At 44.8% G+C, this 23,677-nt stretch carries 20 protein-coding genes; 4 read left to right on the top strand and 16 right to left on the bottom strand.

The features are described 5' to 3' along the window. Positions 1-119: 119 nt before the first annotated feature. The 8 genes from R7M72_RS01045 to R7M72_RS01010 form a co-directional block, all read right to left on the bottom strand. A complete protein-coding gene (locus R7M72_RS01045; protein ID WP_053349213.1) occupies positions 120-1,322 on the bottom strand; it encodes a phenylacetate--CoA ligase family protein in 1,203 nt (400 codons plus the stop codon). A 9-nt stretch (positions 1,323-1,331) separates the two neighbouring features. Next, positions 1,332-2,153, bottom strand: coding sequence for an ABC transporter ATP-binding protein (locus R7M72_RS01040; RefSeq protein ID WP_005373283.1), 822 nt, complete (start codon positions 2,151-2,153; stop codon positions 1,332-1,334). Positions 2,154-2,233: 80 nt separating this feature from the next. Continuing rightward, positions 2,234-3,478 (bottom strand): ABC transporter substrate-binding protein, encoded by a 1,245-nt coding sequence (locus tag R7M72_RS01035; protein WP_033906430.1) that lies wholly within the window; start codon positions 3,476-3,478, stop codon positions 2,234-2,236. Positions 3,479-3,523: 45 nt separating this feature from the next. Then, positions 3,524-4,591 carry a branched-chain amino acid ABC transporter permease gene (locus tag R7M72_RS01030; protein ID WP_005382737.1) on the bottom strand — a complete coding sequence of 356 codons (1,068 nt, stop codon included), beginning with the start codon at positions 4,589-4,591 and terminating at the stop codon, positions 3,524-3,526. A gap of 11 nt (positions 4,592-4,602) precedes the next feature. Beyond that, on the bottom strand, positions 4,603-5,496 hold the full coding sequence (locus tag R7M72_RS01025) for a branched-chain amino acid ABC transporter permease (RefSeq protein WP_005373295.1): 894 nt from the start codon (positions 5,494-5,496) through the stop codon (positions 4,603-4,605). Further along, the gene (locus tag R7M72_RS01020) at positions 5,496-7,448 is read right to left on the bottom strand and encodes a long-chain fatty acid--CoA ligase (protein WP_005382741.1); all 1,953 of its coding nucleotides are present in this window, start codon (positions 7,446-7,448) and stop codon (positions 5,496-5,498) included. The genes R7M72_RS01025 and R7M72_RS01020 overlap by 1 nt, the downstream gene beginning before the upstream one ends. Further along, positions 7,448-8,248, bottom strand: a complete 801-nt coding sequence (locus tag R7M72_RS01015) for an ABC transporter ATP-binding protein (RefSeq protein WP_005373297.1) — start codon at positions 8,246-8,248, stop codon at positions 7,448-7,450. Before R7M72_RS01015 ends, R7M72_RS01020 begins: the two co-directional genes overlap by 1 nt. Positions 8,249-8,490: 242 nt before the next feature. Next, positions 8,491-10,128, bottom strand: coding sequence for an electron transfer flavoprotein-ubiquinone oxidoreductase (locus R7M72_RS01010; protein ID WP_053304706.1), 1,638 nt, complete (start codon positions 10,126-10,128; stop codon positions 8,491-8,493). Between the two features lie 156 nt (positions 10,129-10,284). Between R7M72_RS01010 and R7M72_RS01005 the strand changes: the two genes are divergently transcribed. The 3 genes from R7M72_RS01005 (at position 10,285) to R7M72_RS00995 (ending at position 14,077) form a co-directional block, all read left to right on the top strand. Continuing rightward, on the top strand, positions 10,285-11,037 hold the full coding sequence (locus tag R7M72_RS01005) for an electron transfer flavoprotein subunit beta/FixA family protein (RefSeq protein ID WP_005386149.1): 753 nt from the start codon (positions 10,285-10,287) through the stop codon (positions 11,035-11,037). Beyond that, the gene (locus R7M72_RS01000) at positions 11,034-11,960 is read left to right on the top strand and encodes an electron transfer flavoprotein subunit alpha/FixB family protein (RefSeq protein ID WP_054574671.1); all 927 of its coding nucleotides are present in this window, start codon (positions 11,034-11,036) and stop codon (positions 11,958-11,960) included. Before R7M72_RS01005 ends, R7M72_RS01000 begins: the two co-directional genes overlap by 4 nt. Positions 11,961-12,046: 86 nt before the next feature. After that, positions 12,047-14,077, top strand: a complete 2,031-nt coding sequence (locus tag R7M72_RS00995; protein ID WP_258649743.1) for an acetoacetate--CoA ligase — start codon at positions 12,047-12,049, stop codon at positions 14,075-14,077. Between the two features lie 178 nt (positions 14,078-14,255). On the opposite strand, the gene R7M72_RS00990 is transcribed toward R7M72_RS00995, so the two are convergent. Next, a complete protein-coding gene (locus R7M72_RS00990) occupies positions 14,256-15,806 on the bottom strand; it encodes an alpha-glucoside-specific PTS transporter subunit IIBC (RefSeq protein WP_258649756.1) in 1,551 nt (516 codons plus the stop codon). Positions 15,807-15,861: 55 nt separating this feature from the next. Continuing rightward, the gene (locus R7M72_RS00985) at positions 15,862-17,190 is read right to left on the bottom strand and encodes a 6-phospho-alpha-glucosidase (RefSeq protein ID WP_170890155.1); all 1,329 of its coding nucleotides are present in this window, start codon (positions 17,188-17,190) and stop codon (positions 15,862-15,864) included. Between the two features lie 180 nt (positions 17,191-17,370). Between R7M72_RS00985 and R7M72_RS00980 the strand changes: the two genes are divergently transcribed. Then, complete coding sequence (locus R7M72_RS00980; protein ID WP_005373312.1) at positions 17,371-18,078, top strand: GntR family transcriptional regulator; 708 nt, start codon at positions 17,371-17,373, stop codon at positions 18,076-18,078. A gap of 19 nt (positions 18,079-18,097) precedes the next feature. On the opposite strand, the gene mnhG is transcribed toward R7M72_RS00980, so the two are convergent. From mnhG to mbhE, 6 genes are read right to left on the bottom strand one after another with little or no spacing between them, the layout of a single operon-like run. After that, a complete protein-coding gene (mnhG, locus tag R7M72_RS00975) occupies positions 18,098-18,391 on the bottom strand; it encodes a monovalent cation/H(+) antiporter subunit G (RefSeq protein WP_005373314.1) in 294 nt (97 codons plus the stop codon). Beyond that, positions 18,391-18,669 (bottom strand): cation:proton antiporter, encoded by a 279-nt coding sequence (locus R7M72_RS00970; RefSeq protein ID WP_005373317.1) that lies wholly within the window; start codon positions 18,667-18,669, stop codon positions 18,391-18,393. Before R7M72_RS00970 ends, mnhG begins: the two co-directional genes overlap by 1 nt. Continuing rightward, positions 18,662-19,138: a Na+/H+ antiporter subunit E gene (locus R7M72_RS00965; RefSeq protein WP_005373320.1), complete on the bottom strand. Its 477-nt coding sequence runs from the start codon at positions 19,136-19,138 to the stop codon at positions 18,662-18,664. Before R7M72_RS00965 ends, R7M72_RS00970 begins: the two co-directional genes overlap by 8 nt. Then, the gene (locus tag R7M72_RS00960) at positions 19,135-20,631 is read right to left on the bottom strand and encodes a Na+/H+ antiporter subunit D (RefSeq protein WP_258649760.1); all 1,497 of its coding nucleotides are present in this window, start codon (positions 20,629-20,631) and stop codon (positions 19,135-19,137) included. Before R7M72_RS00960 ends, R7M72_RS00965 begins: the two co-directional genes overlap by 4 nt. Beyond that, entirely contained in the window at positions 20,628-20,981 is a 354-nt protein-coding gene (locus R7M72_RS00955; RefSeq protein WP_104980551.1) for a Na+/H+ antiporter subunit C, read from the bottom strand. Before R7M72_RS00955 ends, R7M72_RS00960 begins: the two co-directional genes overlap by 4 nt. Next, the gene (gene mbhE, locus R7M72_RS00950; protein WP_104980549.1) at positions 20,981-23,650 is read right to left on the bottom strand and encodes a hydrogen gas-evolving membrane-bound hydrogenase subunit E; all 2,670 of its coding nucleotides are present in this window, start codon (positions 23,648-23,650) and stop codon (positions 20,981-20,983) included. The genes R7M72_RS00955 and mbhE overlap by 1 nt, the downstream gene beginning before the upstream one ends. Positions 23,651-23,677 lie beyond the last annotated feature (27 nt).

Here is a 23,677-nt window from a genome sequence, read left to right as displayed (position 1 = left end):
GCGGTAGTAAAAAATAAAGGGATACGCAGCGCAATGTGGTATCCCTTTTCTAGCCTTTTGTCTGACGTTGTTAGTTTTTTATGACAACCACTTTCTACTGCACTTATGCCACCAATGAGTTAACTGCGAAGATCATTGATTAACGGCTGCTCCGCTTGGTTCGGTACAAACTGGACATTGCCTTTCAGTTTAGTGACAGACTGGAGTGTTGCTTGAATGTCCTCTGCTGATACATGCACATCATGACAACAGAAAGTAATGGCATCGTTGAAGCCATCGCGCTCAATTTTCAAGGAGCCTTTAATATCGTGGCGACGACAGACTTCTTGGATTTGATGCGGATAAACAAACAGCCCTTTTACTTTCACCGCGGAGTCTGCTCGTCCCATCCAGCCCTTAATTCGTGCATTCGTGCGTAGCGAATCCGAGCCCGTTTCTAGGTATGCCGATAAATCTCCCGTTGCGTAGCGAATCAGCGGGAACTTCTCATCGAGCGACGTTACAACGACTTCACCGACTTCTCCCGGTTGTACAGGAACACCATCAGGATCAACGATTTCAACAATAATATCTTCGGCAATCACTAATCCTTGTTCACCAGACACTTGATAAGCAATCAAACCAAGCTCTGCACTTGCGTAGGCTTGAAAGACTGCAATGCCTTTTTCCTCAAACATCTGTTCCATGTCTGCTGTAACCGCTTCACCAGAGACCAGAGCTTTCTCAAAGCTAGGCAGCTCATTGTATTTCTCTTGATACTTTTGTAGCAACGTCAGCAAATACGAAGGTGTACCAGTGTAACCATTAGGTTGAAGCTGTTTAATTGCCTCTATTTGCGCTTCGGTATTGCCTACTCCAGCCGGAAATACCGTACAGCCACAAGCCCTTGCGCCACCATCCATAATAAATCCGCCAGGAGAGAAATGGTAAGAGAGCGTGTTATGCACTAAATCACCCGCACAGAACCCAGCAGCGTGAAACGCGCGCCCCATACGCCAGAAATCGGCCTCATCCGTTTGAGCCTCATACAACGGCCCAGGAGATTGGAATACGCGCGCCATTTGACCAATGGCAACGCTATTTAAGCCACCAAACGGCGGTTTAAGTTGCTGCTGATTAGGTACATTGAACTTACGTGTAATCGGGAGCTGAGCAAGCCCTTCACGATTGTTTGCCAATATAGGATCAAACTCAGAAAAATGCGCTGCGTAATGTTCGCTATTGGCTTTCGAATTTTCAATCAGCGCTGGCAGACGTTGAAACAGCGACTCTTCTCGCGCCTGTAGAGACAACGATTCTTTCGCATCAAATAGTTCGTTCATCCTTGCTCCTTACAACCAACGCTTACGACGTTTGTAAGATTTCAGATTCTTAAAGCTCTTGCGATCTTCATCGCCGCCGCCAAGGTAGAATTCTTTTACGTCTTCATTGTTTAGCAATTCGTGCTTGCTGCCATCTAGTACGATTTTGCCTGATTCCATGATGTAACCGTAATCGGCCGCTTGAAGAGCGAAGTTGGCATTCTGTTCAACCAAAAGCATGGTAATACCTTGCTCTTTGTTGATCTTGTTAATAATGCTGAATACTTCTTTAACTAGCAGTGGAGAAAGCCCCATAGACGGTTCGTCCAACAAAATCATCTTCGGTCGAGCCATTAACGCTCGGCCAATCGCTAACATTTGTTGCTCACCGCCAGACAAATAGCCCGCCAGGCCAGTGCGCTCTTTGAGTCGCGGGAAATAGTCAAACACCATTTCGATGTCTTGTTCAACTTCGTTGTCAGTGCGTGTATAAGCGCCTAAGCGAAGATTTTCTATCACCGTCATATCTTCAACAATTCGGCGCCCTTCCATAACTTGGAAGATGCCCGAACGGACGATCTCTTCCGGGCTTTTGTTGTCTATACGCTCGCCCATGAAGTTGATTTCGCCGCGCGTCACTTCACCATCTTCGGTTTTCAATAAACCAGAAATGGCTTTCAACGTTGTGGATTTACCCGCACCGTTGGCGCCCAGTAAGGTCACAATCTGCCCTTTTGGAACTTCTAAACTCACACCGCGAAGTACTAGTATTACTTCGTCGTAGACGACTTCAATGTTGTTCACTGAAAGCAGTATTTCTGCCGGTTCGATATTCGTTGCTAATTCAGCCATCAAGCTACTCCTTGCTAGGGTGAGAGTGTTCTCTCACCCATCCTTATTTTCAGTAAGCTTTGTTATTAATAAGTCGTAGATTAGTAACCTAGCCAATCGTCACGACGTGACAATGTCACCTGAGATACTTTCTTAATATCAACTGCGCCGCCATCGTTGTTGCCCATAAAGACGTTCACGGTTGTTGTGCCTCGGTGATCTTCCGGTTTCCAGTTCGCAGGGACACAAACACCTTCTAAGCCTTGTGGTACCCAGTTGTCATGGACATACATGCCCTTCTTGATGTTTTCACCTGTGATGCCACCGTTGTCTTTCGCCCACTCCATTGCTTCTTTCATATAGAACGCAGAACAAATACCGCGAATGTAATGGTGAGTTCTGAATTCGCCCGGCTCTGATTCAGACTGCTTAGAAATCTCACGGACCAGTTTCATGCCTTCATTATCATCTCCCCAAAACGCAGTCATACCTGGGAAAACGTAATCTTTAAGGCCATCGCCTGCTGCTTCAAGCACTGGCTTATCGCCGCCCCAAATGTTTGCCATGTACTGGAACTCTGTCCCAACCGTGTTACAAGACTTCACTAGTGAGATAACCGAGCTACCGATATTAGCAATGTAACCGTAGTTGGTGCCTGACTCTTTCAGCGACAAACATTGCGCTTTGAAGTCCCCTGGTTTTAGTGACACAACGACTGGGTTTTGCACATCAAAACCAAGTTCTTTGGCGTACTCTGCACACGCTTCTTTTGGCGCATTCGGGAATGGATGGTTATCGCCAATGTGCGTAAATTTCGGCGCACCTTGATTGCCCTTAGATTCCCAATCTTCTTTCGCCCACTTAACTAGCGCACGGCACGCATCTGAGTACGACGCACCATAAAAGAAGTTATAAGGCGCTGGTTTCGCGGTTTTTGGGTTTTTACCGGTTGGGTCAGTTAGGTGACCAGAGTAAGAAGCAGAGAACACCGGCACTTTGTCTTTGGTAACAAACGAAATAAGTGCTTCGGTATCCGCCGTACCCCAACCTTGCAGCGCAACCATGTCTTTACGCGCCACCCAACGTTTATAGTTGGAAATCGCCACTGGTACTTTGTACGCCATGTCTACTGTTTCAAATTCGAGCTCGGTACCGTTAATGCCACCGTTTTGGTTAATCCAACGCAATGCGTCTCGCACGCCAGAACCATAGGGCTTGCTCACATAGGCAGTTGGTCCAGAAAAGTCGACTAATTGCCCGACAAACACAGAATCTTTTGCCCAAGTTGTGGTAGTAAACAGTGCAGATGACAGCACCAACGTTGTCGCTAAATGTCCTTTGTTCATAACTCGTTGTCCTTGTTATTGAGGTATATTCCACTTAATTCCACGTTAATATGAGAACGGATAGTGTTTCCAATATGCTCGAATCTGTTGCCAGCGATGCGATAATCCTTGAGGTTCGAAAATAAGGAACAGCATGATGACTAAACCAATCGCCATCTCTTTGAAGTAAGCCAGACCATCAGTGAAAGCGGTGGTATCACCAAACGCTGAAAGCCCCGTTACGCCAAACTCTAAAACTTCAGGCAGCAGTACGATAAATATCGTCCCCATCAGCGTACCTTTAACTGAGCCTAAGCCACCAATGATGATCATGGCCAAAAACTGGATAGACATCATGATGGTGAAGCCTTCTGCTGATACAAACCCTAGATAATGTCCGTAGAGTGCGCCCCCGATGCCCGCATAGAATGCACACACTCCAAATGAGAGCAGACGATACTTGGTTAGGTTGATTCCCATGATCTCTGCTGACAGATAGTGATCTCGTACTGAGACAAACGCGCGACCGTCACGAGAACGGATTAAGTTTGATGCCCACATATACATGAAGATCAGCGCAAACAGGGCGATGTAGAAGAAGCTTTCGTCAGTCGTAAACTCAAAGCCAAACAAATTAATTGGGTTCGCGCTTGCACCGTATGAGCCGCCACTGAACCAATCTGCGCGAGCAAAGAAGTCCTCTAGAATAAACTGCGCCGCCAACGTTGCGATAGCTAGATATAAACCTTTAATTCGAGCCGCTGGCAGACCAAACAGCATCCCCACAATCATGGTTAAGTAACCCGCAAGCGGAATCGCAAACACGACTGGAATGTTAAACTGGTTATTTAGCCAAGCCGATGCAAAGGCGCCAAAGCCAAAGAACGCACCGTGACCTAGCGAGATTTGTCCGGTAAAACCAACCAAAATGTTTAAGCCCAATGCCGCGATACCGAGGTATGCAATCTGAATAAACAGGTTTAGGAAGTAAATATCCAAGACCAGCGGTGCTGCCAGCATGGCGATGACACCAGCAATCGCAAGGCTTCTGATGGTTTTGGTTTCAAAAATTGGCGTATCGCTTTTGTATGTGGTTCGAAAATCCCCACATGGGCGCATGCTAAGTTGAGCCATGTTATTTCTCCTTAAATACGCTCAATATCTTTGGTACCAAACAGGCCATATGGCTTGAAGGCAAGAATGATTAACAGCACATAGAATGGTGCGATGTTGTACAGGTTACCCACTTGCAGGTATTGGCTATCAAAAAACTCAGCCAAGTTTTCTAGCACCCCGATGGTGATACCACCGACAATTGCGCCGACTACCGAATCTAAGCCACCTAAAATAACGGCTGGGAAAACTTTGATACCAATAATGGATAGCGCGTCAGATACGCCGTTAACGATACCGATAACAATCCCTGCTGTTGCAGATACCATTGCCGAAATGGCCCAACTGATGGCGAACACTTTCTTGATGGAAATGCCAAGACTCTGGGCTACTTGCTGGTTGAATGCCGTTGCGCGCATTGCCAGACCCATTTTGCTGAATTTGAAGAACCAGTAGAACGCGCCCATGATGAGCATTGAGAAGATCAAGCTCAGAATGTAAGCAAACTCAACATTCAAACCTCCGATATTCACCACGTTGGTTTCGAACACTTGCGGGTACGACACAGCCGAGACACCGAATATCCACTTCATCAGCGCTTGGAAAAACATCGATAGACCAATGGTCACCATGATCACAGAGATAATCGGTTCACCAATCAACGGTCTGAGCACAATGGTTTGCACGGCGATACCAAAAATCATCATGAACGCGAGCGTGAGTAAAAAGCCAATAAAAAACGGTAACTGTAGGTGCACCAATGCCGCCCAACATACCCACGCGCCAATCAACAAAAACTCACCCTGAGCAAAGTTGACCACCTGGGTCGATTTGTAAATCAATACAAAGCACATGGCGACAACGCCATACAACATGCCAACGATCACGCCATTAATGACGAGTTGCAGTAATAAATCCGTATTCACTATGCGATCCTCCGTTGTTCGCTATCCACTAGTGTTGGCTCATGCTCAATAAGCGTTTCAATAACTAGCGACGTTTGAATGCGTGTTTTGGTGCCATCTTGATAAGTGATCACTGTATCGACATCGACTTTTGGATCGTCGCTGTAGATGGTTTCGATGATGTCTCCGTATTTCTCTGCAACCACACCACGGCGTACTTTACGTGTGCGAGTTAGCTCTCCATCGTCGGCATCCAACTCTTTGTAAAGTAGAATGAATTTGCTGATCTTCTGTGCATCCGGTAGGGATTCGTTCACTTTTTGAACTTCTTCACGAATCGCTTGGTACACTTCTGGTTGAGCAGATAAGTTGGTGTAGTTGGTAAATGCCAAGCCGCGTTGCTCTGCCCACTTCGCGACGATCGCATAGCGAATACAGATAATGGCAGACAGCCAAGGTCGACCTTTACCTACCACCACGGCTTCTGCAATAAACGGCGAGAACTTGAGTTTGTTTTCGATAAACTGTGGCGAATAACGGTCGCCATGGCTGGTTTCCGACATATCTTTCAGACGATCAATCACGACCAAGTGACCGGAATCTTTAAAATAGCCCGCATCGCCTGTGTGCATCCAACCATCTTGAACATCTTCATCATATGCTGCTTGGTTGTTTAAGTAGCCAGTAAACATGCCTGTACTTTTCGCGATGATTTCACCAACGCCATTGCTGTCTGGGTTGATGACTTTCACTTCTGCATTATCAAACGCAACACCAACGGAATCGTAATCCACATCATCCGCTTGGTGCACGGTGTATGCGCCACACATTTCGGTCTGACCATAAAGCTGCTTAAGTGGCACACCAATAGCTTGTAGGTAACGGAAAGTGTCAGGCCCCATCGCCGCGCCGCCCGTTGCAGCAGATGTTAGGTTCGAAAAGCCTAAACGGTCTCGCAAAGCACGCAAAAGAATCCATTCGGCGAGTTTAGAACGTTTGCCCTGCTCTAACGCTTTGTTGGCTAAGCTCATGCCCAGTTTGTACATCTTTTGCTTAAACGGTGTCGAATCCATCATTCGTGCAGACACGTCTGCCACAATGTTTTCCCACACACGTGGCGCTAACAGCACAAAGTTTGGACCGATTTCACGCAAGTCGGACATCATGGTTTCTTGTTCTTCCACAAAGTTAACGATTTGACGAGAAATCAACGCCTGACCAACCACGTAAACCTGCTCCATAATCCAAGGCAAAGGCAGAACAGAAACGTAGTTGTCGCCTGGGGAACGAGGGTCTGCACGCAAGTAAGCCGCACAGTGATCCAAGAACGTGCCACTGTGTAGCTGAGCCAATTTTGGTTTAGAAGTCGTACCCGACGTTGTACAAAGAATTGAAAGATCGCTGCCTTTGGTTTCAACAACCATATTGAGATATTTGTCTGGGTCCGCTTTATCAATCAGCTGACCTTTTTTGTAGACCTGTTCAACATCAATCAATCTTGGATCATCGTATTTACGCATTCCACGAGGATCGCAGTAAATAATGTATTCAACGCTAGGAATTTCATCACCAAGCTCAAGCAGCTTGTCGCATTGCTCTTCATCTTCGGCAATCACGACTTTTGCTTTGGCATAGTTGATAAGGTACGCCACCTCTTCGTGCATAGAATCTTGATAGATGCCCAGCGAGAAACCTTTGATCGCATGTGCCGCTAACTCGCCCCATACCCATTCCGGGCGGTTATCACCTAACAAACCAACGACATCTTGCTCACCAATACCCAAATCTTGTAGTGCCAGTGCCATCCACTTGACGCGGTTTTCGTAATCCTTCCAAGTGAACTCTCGCCAAATACCAAACTCCTTTTCACGCATTGCGACTTGTTCGGGCCAGTTCTTGGCATTGTGTTGCAACACTTTTGGAAAGGTATCTAAGCGGGTTATATCTGCCCAATCATTATGTTGCTGTGCCATTATGCACTCTCCTCTAATGTCGGTAGCTCTTCGCCTAAGTACGCTTGTTTCACATGTGGGTTGGCCATCACTTCTTCAGGCTCACCCGTAGCAATGTGTTTCCCGAAATCCAAAACCAAAACGCGATTAGAGATGTCCATGACCACGCCCATGTCGTGCTCAATCATGATGATCGTGATATCTAATTCTTCATTCAGATCCATGATGTAACGTGCCATGTCTTCCTTTTCTTCCAAGTTCATACCTGCCATTGGTTCATCAAGCAGCAGTAACTTAGGTTTTAAGGCAATGGCACGAGCAAGCTCTACACGCTTACGTAAGCCGTAAGATAGCGTGCCTGCAGTCGCTTTTCGGATGTGCTGGATTTCTAGAAAATCGATCACGTCTTCCACATATTTGCGGTGCGCCATCTCTTCTTTCTGCGCATTGGAGAACCAATAGAGTGGCCCCGTGACGAAGTTATTTTTCAGTAGGTGGTGTCGGCCAACCATGATGTTGTCCAGTACCGACATATGAGAAAAGAGCGCTAAGTTTTGGAAGGTTCTTCCCAGCCCTAACTCAGCTCGTTGGCTTGGTGTACGTTTAGTTACGTCATCTCCAGCGAAGATTACAGAGCCTTTGTTTGGTGTGTATCGACCAGAGATGCAATTGAGCATTGAGGTTTTACCTGCACCGTTTGGACCAATGATTGAAAAAATTTCCTTTTCATTCACATGGAAGCTCACGTCAGTTAAAGCTTTCACCCCACCAAAAGCCAATGAAATATCGTTTACCTGCAACAGAGGCGATTCCGATACCATAGTTGATCTCCCTTTCGTTATTTTAAGTGCGTTCCATTGAGCACTATTTGATCAAACCTAACTTTGATACTGGTAACCGCTTTTACACCTATGCATCAACTTTGTATTCAGTTTACGTAAACGTCAATTTAAAATCAGAATAGTGCCTGAAAGATTAAGTTGCAATCGAGTTCATCGAGAAAGATTTGAACTAACGCAAACTTTAAGTAAATAAATTGTTAATAAAAATTATTCTCAAACGCTTACATATTTGGATAGTTCGGACCACCACCACCTTCTGGCGGAGTCCAGGTAATATTTTGACTTGGATCTTTGATGTCGCAGGTCTTACAGTGGATACAGTTGGCCGCATTTATTTGCAGCTCTGGCTGCTGCTCCCCCTGTACGATTTCATACACGCCAGCCGGACAATAGCGCTGTGCTGGCTCTGCATATAATTCAAGGTTCTGCTCAATAGGGATCCGCTGGTTCTCCAGTCGTAAGTGGCATGGTTGATCTTCCTCATGGAAGATATTGGATAGATAAACGGAAGAGAGGCGATCGAAACTTAACACGCCATCAGGCTTCGGATAGACAATTTCATTGCTGTTTTCCGCCAATAACAGAGACTGATGATCAGGCTTATCACAGCGGATATGCCACTTAGCTTTACCTTTTAACACGTTATGTTCCAGCAGCGCTAAACCACCGCCCAGCCACGATCCAAAGCGGTGGATTCCACTTGAGAAGTTACGTGCTTGATAAAGCTCTTCATACAGCCAAGACTGTTTGAAATGCTTTTGATAATCAGCAGTAACTGACTGACTCTCAAGGGCTTCACATACTGCTTCAGCGGCAAGCATTCCAGATTTTATTGCGGTGTGTGTGCCTTTGATTTTAGCGCCGTTAAGTGTTCCTGCATCACAGCCAATTAACAAGCCACCAGCAAACTGCTGCGTGGGAAGCGAATGAAAGCCGCCCTTGGTAATCGCTCTCGCGCCATAGCTAATACGCTTCCCATTTTTGAGGTATTGCTCAATCAACGGGTGGTGTTTAAAACGTTGAAACTCATCAAATGGACTCAAGTGCGGATTCTTATAATTCAAGTCAACAATCAACCCGACGGCAACTTGGTTTCCCTCTAAATGGTAGAGATAACTGCCACCTGTAGCTTCATTTGATAACGGCCAACCTAATCCGTGCACTACTAAACCTTGCTGATGCTGCTCTGATGGGATTTCCCACAGCTCTTTAAAACCGATAGCGTAGTGTTGAGGCGTTTTCTCTTCAGCAAGATTAAATCGGTTAATCAACTGCTTACCAATATGCCCCCGTGCGCCTTCAGCAAATAAAGTAAACTTCGCTCGCAGTTCAATACCAGGTTCGAAATTTCCTTTTTGTTCACCATTTTTATCTAATCCCATATCGCCCGTGATCACGCCACAAACACGACTATCTTCATCGATGATCGCTTGACTGGCGGTAAAACCTGGGTAGACCTCCACCCCCAAGTTCTCAGCCTGCAACGCCATCCATCGGCATAGACTGCCCAAACTTATGATGTAATTACCTTTGTTATGTAACGTATTAGGCACCGCCCAAGAAGGCAGTTCATGACCATTGATGTCATTGCCTAGATAGTAGGTTTTATCTTGGTTTACTTTGGTATTGAGCGGAGCGCCTTTCTCTTCCCAGTCGGGAAAAAGCTCATCCAAACTCCGCGTTTCAAACACCGCACCCGATAAAATATGCGCTCCAACTTCAGAACCTTTTTCTACCACGCAAACAGAGAGGTCTTGTTTTTTTTCTGCTGCTAATTGTTTGATTCGGCATGCCGCAGACAAACCTGCGGGACCAGCGCCTACAATCAGAACATCAAATTCCATGCAGTCTCTTTCCATGATTGCATTCCTTTTTCTTTGCATGTTGCCAACTTGTTAAGCGACAATATATTTAAAGTTGACGCAAACGTAAAGGTAAATTAACATCATTTTAAAGACGTCATCACATCGTCTTCACTGTAAACACATAGTCTTCACTGTAAAAAGGAATCTAACGTGAAAATACTAGTGCCAATCAAAAGGGTCATTGATCCCTACGTTAAAGTTCGCGTGAAAGCGGACCATAGCGATGTTGAAACCAATAACGTCAAGATGACGATTAATCCATTTTGCGAAATAGCCGTTGAAGAAGCCGTACGACTAAAGGAGCAAGGTATTGCAGATGAAGTCATCGTTGTCAGTGCCGGCGGTAGCCAGTGTCAGGAGCAACTACGTACCGCGCTTGCATTAGGCGCCGATCGCGCTATTCATGTCGATACTGAAGACAAAATAGAGCCATTAGTTGTTGCTAAGCTGCTCAAAGCTCTAGTTGAGCAAGAACAAGCACAGCTTGTGATTACGGGTAAACAATCCATTGATACGGACAACAACCAAGTGGCTCAGATGCTGGCCGCCCTACTTGACTGGCCTCAAGCAACTTTCGCTTCCGACGTGAAGATTGAAGATCAAAAAGTTCAGGTCGTGAGAGAAGTGGACGGCGGCTTGATGACGGTCGCGATGAACTTACCTGCGGTGATCAGTACTGACTTACGCCTGAATGAACCGCGTTTTGCCTCTTTGCCTAATATCATGAAAGCTAAGCGCAAGCCGTTAGATACCATCACACCTGACAGTCTGGGTGTTGAAGTGGTATTTAGCCAAACCATTCAAGAAGTCACACCGCCAGCGCAAAGAAAAGGTGGCATCAAGGTTGAATCTGTCTCAGAGCTTCTCGATAAGCTGCGTAACGAAGCGAAGGTGATTTCATGAAGAACTTAATCATAGCAGAACATGACAATAACCAATTGCATGCGGACACACTCAAAGTGGTTAATGCAGCAAAACAAGTCAGCCAAGACAATGTTTTGATCGTAGTGGGCCACCAGTGTGAAGAAGTCGCTCAGCAAGCTTGTCGCGTTGATGGTATATCAAACGTAATTTGTGTCGATTATGAACAACTTAAGCATCAATTTGCCGAGAGTATCGCACCTATTGTAGTGAGTATTGCTGAAGGCTTTGACGCAATCTGGGCTAGCTCATCATCAAAAGGGAAAGACCTTGCACCGCGAGTAGCAGCGAAGTTCGGCGTTGGGCAAATTTCCGATATTGTCCAAGTTATCGATGAAAACACTTTTATCCGCCCTATTTATGCAGGAAACGCATTTGCCAAAGTGACCACCAGCGACAAGGTTCGCGTCATCACCGTGCGCGCGTCTGCGTTTGAGCCGGTTACTTGTCACAACCAAGCTGATATTAAGCATCAGCAGGTCACTATCTCAGCTCCAATGGTTGAATTGGTTTCTGCCGATAAAACCGTGTCAGAGCGCCCTGAATTAAGCGCGGCAGAGGTGGTTGTGTCAGGTGGACGCGGAGTCGGTAGCAAAGAGAACTTCGCGTTGATCGAACAAGTTGCCGATAAACTAGGTGCTGCCATTGGCGCTTCTCGTGCGGCAGTTGATGCCGGGTTTGTTGCCAACGACTTACAAGTGGGTCAAACCGGTAAAATCGTTGCACCTAAGCTTTATATAGCGGTTGGGATTTCCGGTGCCATCCAGCATCTTGCAGGAATGAAGGAATCCAAAGTGATTGTCGCGATCAACAAAGATCCAGAATCTCCTATCTTTGAAGTTGCTGACTATGGATTGGTTGGTGATTTATTTGAGGTACTACCTCAGCTTGCCGAACAACTTTAAACGATCAGATAAGGGGCGAACACTGCTATGTTCGCCCCTTTATTTTGTTTTGGTCATATTCAAAAGAATTGAAATTAGAGGGACCTATGCCAAATTCTGCACCTATTTGGTCACCATCTGCTGAGCGCGTCAGCAATAGCAACTTATTACGGTTCATTGAAAAGGTTAATAAAGACAAAGCCGAAGGTGCCGTACTCAACAATTACACGTCTCTACACCAGTGGTCCATTGAGCACAATGATGAATTTTGGCGACATACTTGGCAGTATTGCAACGTAATCGGAGATATGGGTTCGCAAGTCAAGAGCCTTGGCAGTCCCAAATGGACACCAACAGGTTCTAATCATCATCATGTAAATAGAGACACAGTATGGTTTGCTGACGCCACGCTGAACTACGCAGAGAACCTCCTATCTCAGGCTGAACAATCACCAGAGCGTGAGTTTATTGTTTTTAGCAATGAAAGCGGTGAACACCGACAACTCACCGGTAAACAGTTGCTTGAACAAGTTTCTGCCATTCAACAATGGCTACTCAATTGTGGTGTCGGTAAAGGCGATGTCGTTGCGGGTTATTTGCCCTACCTTCCTGAAACCGTTATTGCCATGCTGGCCACCACCAGTCTTGGTGCCATTTGGACTTCAACCTCTCCTGATTTTGGTATCGATAGCGTCGTAGAGCGTTTTGGTCAGGTCAAACCGAAAGTTCTTTTTTGCTGTGATGGCTACCAGTTCGGAGGCAAAGCTTTCGATATGACGAACAAGAACACCACTCTTAGTAGTAAGTTAAGCAGTGCCTCCGAAGAGACCACTATTAGCGTATGCCAAATCGAATATTTACAAAACGCTGAGAGTGCTAGCACTTCTGACTTTGTTTCTTGGTCCGATATTACTCACCACTTTTCTCCACAATCAATTCAATATCAACCAACGCTGTTTAATGACCCGTTATTCATTTTGTATTCTTCTGGTACAACAGGTCAACCTAAGTGTATTGTCCATTCCGCAGGCGGTACCTTGCTCAATCACCTCAAAGAACATCAACTGCATTGCGACATCAAATCGCAAGACAAGGTTTTCTACTACACAACATGTGGTTGGATGATGTGGAACTGGCATGTTTCCGCTCTTGCGAGTGGTGCAGCCTTAGTGATTTACGACGGTAGTCCGGTTTACCCTGATCACTCCGTCTTATGGCAATTAGCAGAAGAACATAGCGTGTCGCTGTTTGGTACTTCAGCGAAATACTTAGAAGCACTGGAACAGGCAAACTGCTCTCCAAAACTAGAACATAACCTGAAGTCACTCAAAACTCTTTGCTCAACTGGTTCGGTGCTTTACCCAGAACAATTTAGTTATGTCTATCAGTACATCAAGCAGGACTTGCATCTCGCTTCTATCGCTGGCGGCACGGATATTTGCGGATGCTTTGTACTGGGAAACCCTATCTCACCAGTTTACAAAGGTGAATGCCAAGGCGCAGGGCTGGGAATCGACGTGCGTGTTTTGGACGACGAGGGAAAAACCATTACACAGCAACGCGGCGAACTAACTTGCAATAACTCACTACCTAACTTCCCTATTGGCTTCTGGCACGACAACGGCGAACGCTATCACAACGCTTATTGGAGCAAGTTTACCGATATCTGGCACCATGGCGACGATGTGATGCAAACCGAACATGGCGGCTTCATTTTTTATGGCCGTAGTGACGCAACCTTAAATCCAGGCGGCGTACGCATCGGTACCGCTGAAATCTATCAGCAAGTGAACGCGTTACCCGAGGTTGAAGACTCCATCGCTGTCGGCAAGTTAAACCAGCAGTCTGAAGAAATCTGGTTACTAGTAAAACTCGCTCACAACGTCGAGTTAACCCAACAACTCACCGATTCAATTCGCCAAACATTGAAAACAAAATGTTCACCGCGCCATGTCCCACGACAAATTTTTGCCATCAGTGATATTCCTAAAACGCGCTCAGGCAAATTGGTTGAGCTAGCAGTGAAACAATTGGTAAACGGACAAGCTGTAAAAAACATTGGTGCTATTGCTAACCCAGAAGTGCTGGAAGAAATTAAAACGCTTTTCAACATAGAAAGTGGCGCCACTGTCAATTAGAGACTCAACAAGTCTTCCAACAATACAGACGGGTATAACCTAACTGTATTTTTAGCTCGCTCGATAACTCCTCCCCACTTTCGTGGAAACTGCGCGAAATATGCTTCATGTACACAAAAAAGGTGAGATAATTATATCTCACCTTTGAGCCATATGAGCTGGAGCATTAGTTTGGGGGTTAAGCTTTTATCAGTTGGCTCATATCTTCGCGAACTTGTGGCACCGTTAAACCAACGATGATTTGAAGGCTCTCTTGATTTCTAACAATATTCACCGCTCCGTGCTGTGTGAAAAATGCGTTCTCCTTTACAAGAGAGACATCTTTAACTTTAACACGCAAACGCGTCGCGCAATTAGTTAACAATTCAATGTTTTCTTTTCCACCCAGACCTTCAATAAAGGCACTAGCTTGTGACGGACTTGCGCTACTGTTATGGACCGCTTTCGCTTCTTTGTAGTCAGCTTTGGAATACAACTTACTATCTGCACCTTCACGTCCCGGAGTAAGTATGTTGTATTTTAAAATAAGCGCGCGAAACGTAACAAAGTAAACACCAGTAAACATGAGACCAATAATAATCTGAATCACGTATGTTCCTGCATGGTTACCAGCCAAAGGCAACCAGTTTTGGAAAATGAAGTCTATCAAGCCAGTCTGAAAGTTACCGGAAACACCAAACATAAAGGCGATCGTTGCCATTGTCGCAGATAACAACGCATGCAAAGCAAACAGCGCAGGTGCGATAAATAAGAATGTAAACTCTATTGGTTCGGTGATCCCTGTAAGAATTGCTGTGATTGCGGCTCCGAGCACTAACCCCATCACCATCTTTTTATTTTCTTTTTTCGCAACTGAATAGAGTGCTAGTGCGATACCCGTACAACCAAACACTTTACCCATTCCCGTCAACATCAAACCACCCTGAGGAAATTGTGTCGTTAAACTTTCCGAGCTCTGGGCGAATGTCTGTATATTTTGAATCCAATAGGCAACCGTTCCGCCATCGACTGCAACAGGCCCATAAAAAACGGGACCATATACGAAATGATGCAACCCCGTTGGTATCATGATTCGCTCTAAAAACGTAAATAGCCATACCCCTAACGATCCAGCAGAAACCAAAAATGATTGCAGATTGTTAATACCATGCTGAATACTTGGCCAAGTCAAACAAGTTAGAATTGCCATCACGACCATAATTGGGAAGCTAATGATCACAACCAATGGCGTTCCGCCAAATACAGCCGCCCAATCCGGTAGCTTTTTATCAAAGAATCGGTTGTGAACCCAAACAGAGAGACTTGCAATTAAAATCGCACCTAGCAAGTTGGTATCAAGCGTTAGAATGCCAGCAACTTCAGTCAAACCTCGCTCACCTTCCGTATAGTTAACGCCCAGTTCTGGCCCCCAAAATTGAAGGATTCCACCAATAACGTAGTTATACGTAATGTAGGAAACAAGTGTTGCAAGTACAGCGCGACCAGATGCTTTTTTAGCTAAAGCGATAGGTAACCCAACGGCAAAAATAAGTGCCATATTTTTAAATACAGCGAGAGATGCCTGTAAAATGATCGTCGAGACTTTAACCCAAGCACTCCCCTCTAGTGCCCAAGGAAACACTTCTTGATTTAACAGCACAACAGAGAAACCCAATAACATGCCCGCTGCTGGAAATAATAGAACGGGTACAAACATCGCGGCCCCGAACCTTTGAATAATGTCTTTCATATAAACCTCTTGTTTCATTCACGGAGCCTACAAGTAGGCCCCGAACGTCCAGTTGTTATTGAAAAAATTGAGGAAGGTAGGCTTTATTTTCTTCTAGTAATTGTTTTGTTATTTCTTTAGCTTTTGGCACATTAACCACGGTACGGTTAAGTGTGAGTGCATTAATCAGCTTTTGCTGACTTCCTTCGTACCAAGCATCCACGACTAATTTCTCGTAACCAAGTTGGCTTTCAATCATGGCTTTTTGGAAGGTTGGGATTTTTCCTACAGTAAAAGCTTTCGGTCCATCACTAGTTAGCGCAGCTGGAACTTCTACCATGGCGTCATTTTGTAAATTTGTAATAGCACCATTATTCGGTACGATGACGAGATACACATCGCTCAAGTTGTAGGCTAGCGAAGCCGCGACTCTCACCATGTATCGACCATGGATATCGGCATGCAGTGTTTCGTGCTTCGTGGTGCCCGCTTCAATTATTCTTGCGTTCAATTCGAACACTCGTTTCTCACGGCCGTTAATTACCTGCCTTGCGCGGGTGTTGTTGATATCCTCTTTCGCCACCATTTTTTCAGGGTACAAATAGTACTGAAGATACGTATTCGGCAAAAACTCTGGATTATCAGCAAGCATTGTTCTCATGTTTTTGAATGTGGCTTGCCACGATGGGTCATCCGCTATTTCCGCATCAACCGCACTGATCCCTTCTTTTAGGATGATATTTTTAATTTTGTCCGTTAAGTCTTCACCCTGTTTGTTACGAATTTTGGTAAACCAGCCATAGTGATTAAGCCCAAAATATTCAGGAACGAAGTCCCAAATTTCACATCCTAACAATTGCGCATAGCTGACCATAATCGCTGCTGGCATATCACAGATATTTAGAATTCGCTTATCATGCGGAAATTCACGATTTAAAGCTTCAGCGACAATTGCCGCCGGGTTGGTGTAATTAAGAATCCACGCATCTGGACACGTTTGTCGGATCTCGTTCACCAGCTGGATCATGTCGCCGATAGAGCGAAGTCCATATGCCATTCCTCCCGCGCCACATGTCTCTTGCCCAACACAAGAGTTGGATAGCGGGATTTGTTCATCGCGCTCGCGCATGGCCAACCCACCAGTGCGGATCTGGATAAAGAAAAAGTCCGAATCTGAGAATGCGACAGATTTATCCGTTGTATAAACAAACTCTTCAACTTCTGGATAGTGTTCTCGCAATAGAATTTCAGTAGCTAATGCATTCGACTCTTGGCGTTTCTCATCTATGTCGTAAAACACGACTTTTGCGAGTGGAAAGTTATCTTTTTCAGCAATAAGGCTGTTCATCATACCAAGTGTGTATGTACTGCCAGCACCAACAATCGTTAATTTTTGACGTTTCATTCCGCTACCTCAAATGTTTACCCTGCAAATGTATAAAATAAGTATTAATACTTTTATGATACATTTAAAGTGTAAGCACAAAGATACGAGATAAAAATCACACAAAGATCCTAAGGAAAAGTATTAACTACATCTCAGATCACATTCTTGCTATCATGATCCAAGACTTAGCGAGGTATTATGAAACCCAAATACATAGACATTGCGGAACGATTAGAAAAAAAGATCAAAGATGGGGAACTACAACCTAAATCGATGCTTCCAAAAGAGAGTGATTTGCAAGAAGAGTTTTCCGTAAGCCGCGTAACCATCAGAAAAAGCTTACAAATTCTGGTCGACAATAATTTAATTAGTCGGACAAGAGGTAGTGGAACTTATGTAAACGATCTAAAAGCCCAACATGATGCCTTACATTTGCTGGGTTTTATCGAGGAAGTCAGTAAACAGGGGAAAACGCCTAGCTCTCAAGTCATAAAGTTCGAACTTAAAAAGCCGAATGAGCAGGTTGCTAAGCAGTTAAATCTCTCGCCCAATGATGATACATATGAAATACATAGACTCAGATGTATTAATGATGAGCCTGAAATTTACGAAGTCACTCATATGCCAGCAGTGTTATTTCCAGACTTGAGCATAGCCATAATGAATGGTTCTAAATATGAGTACATTGAAAATAGCAAAGGATTGAAAATTGCGAAAAGCAGTCAGTCTGTCAAACCGTATTTGTTAGATGCAGAGACGGCCTCATACCTGAATGAATCAGAAGCTTCCCCTATTCTAAAAGTTGAGTCCACTGGTTACCTAGAAGATGGTCGTGCATTTGAATATACCGTCAATTACTTCCGACTTCATCAATACAGCTTCGAGTTTATTTCAACTAGGACGTAGTACTATTCGACGCTAATGGTTAATCATTGCGCCAAATCTTATATCCGACCTCTCGCATTGCTCTGCCGAGCAGGTGGGAGGCGACTGGCGCAGTGAGAACGATAAACAACATCGTACCGATAACCCGAGAGATCACGGTAACTTCAGGGAGTGAGAAAGCGACCGCTAATAACAAGCAGCTCACTCCGACAGTTCCAGCTTTGGTCGCTGCATGCATTCGGGTATACAAATCAGGAAGCCTCAGGACACCTAGACTTGCAACCAAGGTCAACAATGTTCCTAAGCATAAAAATAGTCCAATCAACACGTCCATTATTCTTTCTCCTTTCTTTTAACGATCAAACGTGCAAATGCGATCGTGCCGAGAAATGCGACCAAACCTAATGTAATGGCGATGTCTAACAGAGCGTCCTCACCGCTGTCTAAGGTGTAAACCGTAATAAATCCGATAGTGATAAATGAAATCAGATCTAACGCCACAACTCGATCAGCTAGCGTTGGTCCTAGAATTAAACGAGCAAAAGCCATAACAAAGCTGAGTAGTAGCCCAGAATAGGCAAAAGTGACCGTTATTTGCAGCCAACTATCCACGCGTCACCTCCAAAATTCGATGCTCTAACCCATCTTTAATTCCGCGAATAACCTCTTCATGTTCAGGTGCAAACATGGCATGAACGATAAGATACTTTTTATCAGCCGTAACATCCAAACTAAGCGTGCCCGGTGTTAAAGAAACCATGTTCGCCAGTAATGTGATTTCTAGATCAGAATCGACCTCCAGAGGGACATAAACGATATCAGGCTGACTCAAATGAGTAGGTGTCACGACGTCCCACACCACTTTCGCAACCGATATAACCATTTCATAAGCGAAGTACACCAATAACTTCAATGCAGATGCAAAACGTTGAAAATAGCTCGTTTTCAATCCAAATGGTTGACTCAACCTTAAAGCAAAAAAACCGACCGTAAATCCGACGACAAAATTCAGACTCGAATAGCTGCCATTAAGCATCATCCACGCTAACGCTAAGAAAAAATTGAGGAATAGATAGATCATGTATTTCCTCCTAACACCACTCTGATGTATTCAGTCGGATTTAACAGTTGTTCTGCAGCTTGAACGGAAAATTGATAAAAAGGCTCCGCCACTAAGCCAATGATTAGCGTCAACGTTGTCAATACAATAATTGGAACGCAGTACAACCAATGTACTTTGGCCTGCAGAGTCTGTTCTGGCTTCTCTCTAAATGGCTTTTTCCAAAATGCCTCACTCCAAATTTTCGTCATCGAGTAGACGGTAAGCAACCCCACCAATAACGCGGTACCTGCTAACCAGTAATATTCAGCCTGTATGCTCGACTTGATGACCAATAGCTTTCCCCAGAAACCCGATAGCGGTGGAAAACCGGCCAGAGAAAACGCAGGGACAAGAAACAAGAACGCTAACCAAGGCATAGCTTTGTATACCCCACCCAAATGTTCAAGTTGACTAGAGCCATATTTGCGCTCGATGAATCCACCTATTAAGAACAAATTCGCTTTTACAATGATGTGATGAACAATGTAGAAAATGGCACCGGCTAAAGCTAAGGGAGTGTAAATAGCCAACCCCATGATCATATAGCCTATTTGGCTAATAATATGAAAAGAAAGAATTTTCTTAATGTCGAATTGGCTAGCCGCTCCTAAAACGCCCGTTAACATGGTTAGCCCTGCGACCCAAATTAACGTCGGTTGCCAACCACTCTCGGCGAGCGGAAATACCAAGGTAAAGACTCTTATCAACGCGTATACACCGACTTTAGTAAGCAACGCGGCAAACAGTGCCACCACACCGCTTGGTAACGTGTGATAAGAAGCTGGCAACCAAGCAAATAAAGGAAAGAGTGCCGCTTTAATAGAAAAGGCAAACAAAAATAGCGCGGACAGCATCATGTTGATGCTCAATTCATTTTCCCCTACTTTGGTGTAGAGATCGGCCAAGTTCAAGGTGCCCGTTGCGCCATACAACAAGCCGATAGCAAGCAAAAATACCAGCGTCGAAATCAGGTTCAACATCACGTACTTTACTGCACCATCAACTTGAGTTTTCGTTGCATCTAACACCATTAAACCAAATGATGAAATGAGCATGACCTCAAACCAAACATACAGATTAAAAATATCTCCAGTCAGGAAAGCGCCATAAACGCCAGCAAGCAACATGTGCATTAACGCATGGTAATTGCTATAGGAGGGCTTTCGGTGAAGGTCCGCCATCGCGTAGAAAACACATATCGCACCAATCACCGCCGTGATCATCACCATAGCAACGCTGAGGTAATCTGCGACAAACACGATACCAAATGGCGCACTCCACTGACCAAAAGCAACGGCTTGAATACCATTATTTATGATGTTTTCTGTGAGAAAGCCCGCAACGAAAAGGTTCGAAGTCGCACTTACACCGCTCAACCACTCAACACTTTTTGTTGAGCGACGGACGAAGAAGATAATCAACGCCGTACTCAGCGAGAGAACTACCGGTAACGTAAGCAAAATCGAACTCATTGACCCTCCTCAGAACGTTGCATTTCATCGACGTTTGCAGTTCCAGTGTCTTTATAAGCTCGATAGAACAGCATTAAAGAAAAAATAAGTAGTCCAAAACCGATGACTATCGCAGTTAAGATAAGCGCTTGAGGTAAAGGATTTGCCGCGCTATCTGGTGGTAAAAGAGCATTATCGCCAATCAATGGCGGCTCTCCAGGCGTCAGCCTTCCAGCGGTAAAAATAGCAAGGTTAACCGCACTACTGAGTAACATGATGCCGAACAAAAGGCGCAAGATATGCTTTTCAAGCATTAAATAAACACCTGCTGCGACAAATACTCCAATGACAACACTCCAGACTATTTCCATCACTCTAGCTCCTCATTAATACGAAGCAGCATACCCATCACGCCACCTATAACGGCAAGGTAAACACCAACATCAAAAACCAATGGCGTCCCTAGTGGTATCACGTCTTTCCACCACAGTCCGGTCAAAAACGGTTTATCAAACGCAAAGCTCAAAGCACCAGAAACTAAGCTCAATGCGATGCCAGATAACGCAATGAGAAACGGTTTGAAATACAACCTAGAACGAACGTATTTCGGTGATTCCGCGAACATGAGAAGTGATAAACCAATAACGGCAATCAACGCACCAATAAAGCCACCACCCGGTTCGTTATGACCACGTAACAACAGATACACTGAAAATACGAGCATGAGTGCCGAAACGATGTGTGCCGTGGTTGCAAAAATTAATGATTGGATACGATTTTGCTTTTTCGCTCTTGTCTTAAGCAAGCTCACTGCCGCAATCCCAGCAATAACAACGACGACAACTTCTCCCAATGTATCAAATGCGCGAAAGTCGACCAGAATAACGTTAACAATGTTTCGCCCATGTCCACCCGGGACACTGTTTTCTGCAAAGAAATCTGACACCGAAGAGTCCATCGGCTGAGACGTGATTCCTAACAAAAGTAAAGTAACCGAAACTCCTATCACACCTGCTATGCAAATATTCGCTACTTTACGTCTTATTGAATGCTTGGGCACGGTGGTTAGACGTGGCATATGACGCATTAACAATGCAAGAAAGACCACCATTAATGTTTCCACTAACAGTAAAGTCTTCGCAACGTCCGGGGCGCTATAAATCATAAAAACAAGCGTGGTCATGAAGCCAATCATACCAAGCGCAGAAATCGCAAGAAGTCTTGCGTGGGACAACGTACATACGAGCGCAGCACCAATCAACAATAAGGCAATACCAATCTCATAGAAAGTGACACTTGAAAGTTCGCCAACCAAAGGCAGAGGAATAAGCGCTACCTGACTCAGTAACGCAACGGCAAGTACCGTGAAAAATAATAGGACATAGCGACTCAATTTCTTTTGCTGTAACCGCGCCGTTTGCCACTTCGCCACTGTCATCATGCCATCTAATAGTCGTTCAAAAATATTCTCCGCTTTGGGGACGAATAGATGTAACCGCTGAAAAAATGCAGACACAGTAGGATAAACACGGTACACCACATACCCCAACGCTAGCGTAATAACGCTTAACACTAACGGTACATTCACGCCATGCCATAGTGATGTCTCTTTAAGAGTTGCTGTGGGCAGAATGTCAGCAGAGCCCGGAAAAATAATATTGCGATCTAACCAATTCAAACCGAATAACGGAACTAGGAGGCTGCCAACTGCCAAGAGCAAAGGCGAGATCCACATGGCTTTTTTTGTCTCAACTGGCTTAGTTTCAATCGGCACGAGATCACGGCGAGCAAAGAATGGTCTCGCAATAAGCATAATGGTTAGCGCGACCATCAGTATATTCACGATTAAAAGTACAAAGGCGATCCAGTTATTGAGCTCTACTGCGGATTTGTACATGTATTCTTTGCTCAAAAAGCCTAACAACGGCGGGAACCCCGCTTTAGACAATGCAGCCAAACTCCCCGCAACCATGCTGATGACGAGAACTGACTTCAGACCGTACAATTGATCAATATCTCGTGTTCCTGTCGCTTTGTCGATATTACCCACCACCATAAACAGCGCAGCTTTATAGAAAGAGTGAGCGAGAATAAACATCAATACCGCACTAACGGCCAAATCTGTGCCCATACCTAGTAATAATGTTAATTTACCCAAAGCAACATTCGTGCTGTAGGCTAGCATCAGCTTCAAGTCAGTTTGTTTTAATGCGACAAATGTGCACCAAATGGCCGTGATACTCCCAGTGATGACTAAAGCATAAAACCAGATCTCGCTGTGGGCATAAACTGGCGATAAACGTGCTAATAGGTAAATGCCTGCCTTTACCATTGTTGCCGAGTGTAAATACGCACTGACCGGAGTGGGAGCTGCCATCGCGTTAGGTAGCCAAAAATGAAACGGGAATTGCGCAGATTTAGTAAATGCACCGAGTAGTATGAGCACTAGAGATGGGATAAACCATTCATGCTGCGCAATAGTGTCTGCCTGCTCGATAATGGTATTTAGCTCATAACTCCCAGCCATTGCTCCCAGCAAGATAAGACCAGCTAGCAACGCTAGTCCACCAGCACCGGTAACAATCAGCGACTGCAAGGCGTTTTTCCGAGACGTTTTATTTTCGTGATTAAACCCGATCAGTAAGTAAGAAGTGATGGTGGTGAGTTCCCAGAAAACAAATAACAACAGAATGTTATCGCTCATCACAATCCCTAGCATGGCAAGCATGAATAGGGTTAGATACAAATGAAAGGAAAACCGGCTATCACTTTCTCGTAAATAAGCCAAAGCGTAGATTTGAATCAGTGCGCCAATCCCACTGATCAGTCCCGCAAAAAGAAATGAAAGACCATCTAATCTAAAGCTAAGGTTGATATCGAGGCTTGGTATCCATTCCGCATTCCAGCTCACGCCTGCAGGAGTATAGATATAGAAGAGAAAAGAGAAGATTAAAACTGGCAGCGCAGGGAAAATCAGTAAGACCAACTGATTATCTAGGTTTTTCGGTAGGTTTTCTTTACCCGTTATGTTATTCAACATCGCAGCCCATTCGTTATTATAAGAAGA

This window comes from Vibrio sp. YT-18, assembly GCF_033337345.1.
Classification (GTDB): Bacteria; Pseudomonadota; Gammaproteobacteria; order Enterobacterales; family Vibrionaceae; genus Vibrio; species Vibrio alginolyticus.
The sequence above is the reverse complement of the archived record's forward strand: the minus strand, read 5'-3'. Positions and strand labels throughout refer to the sequence as shown.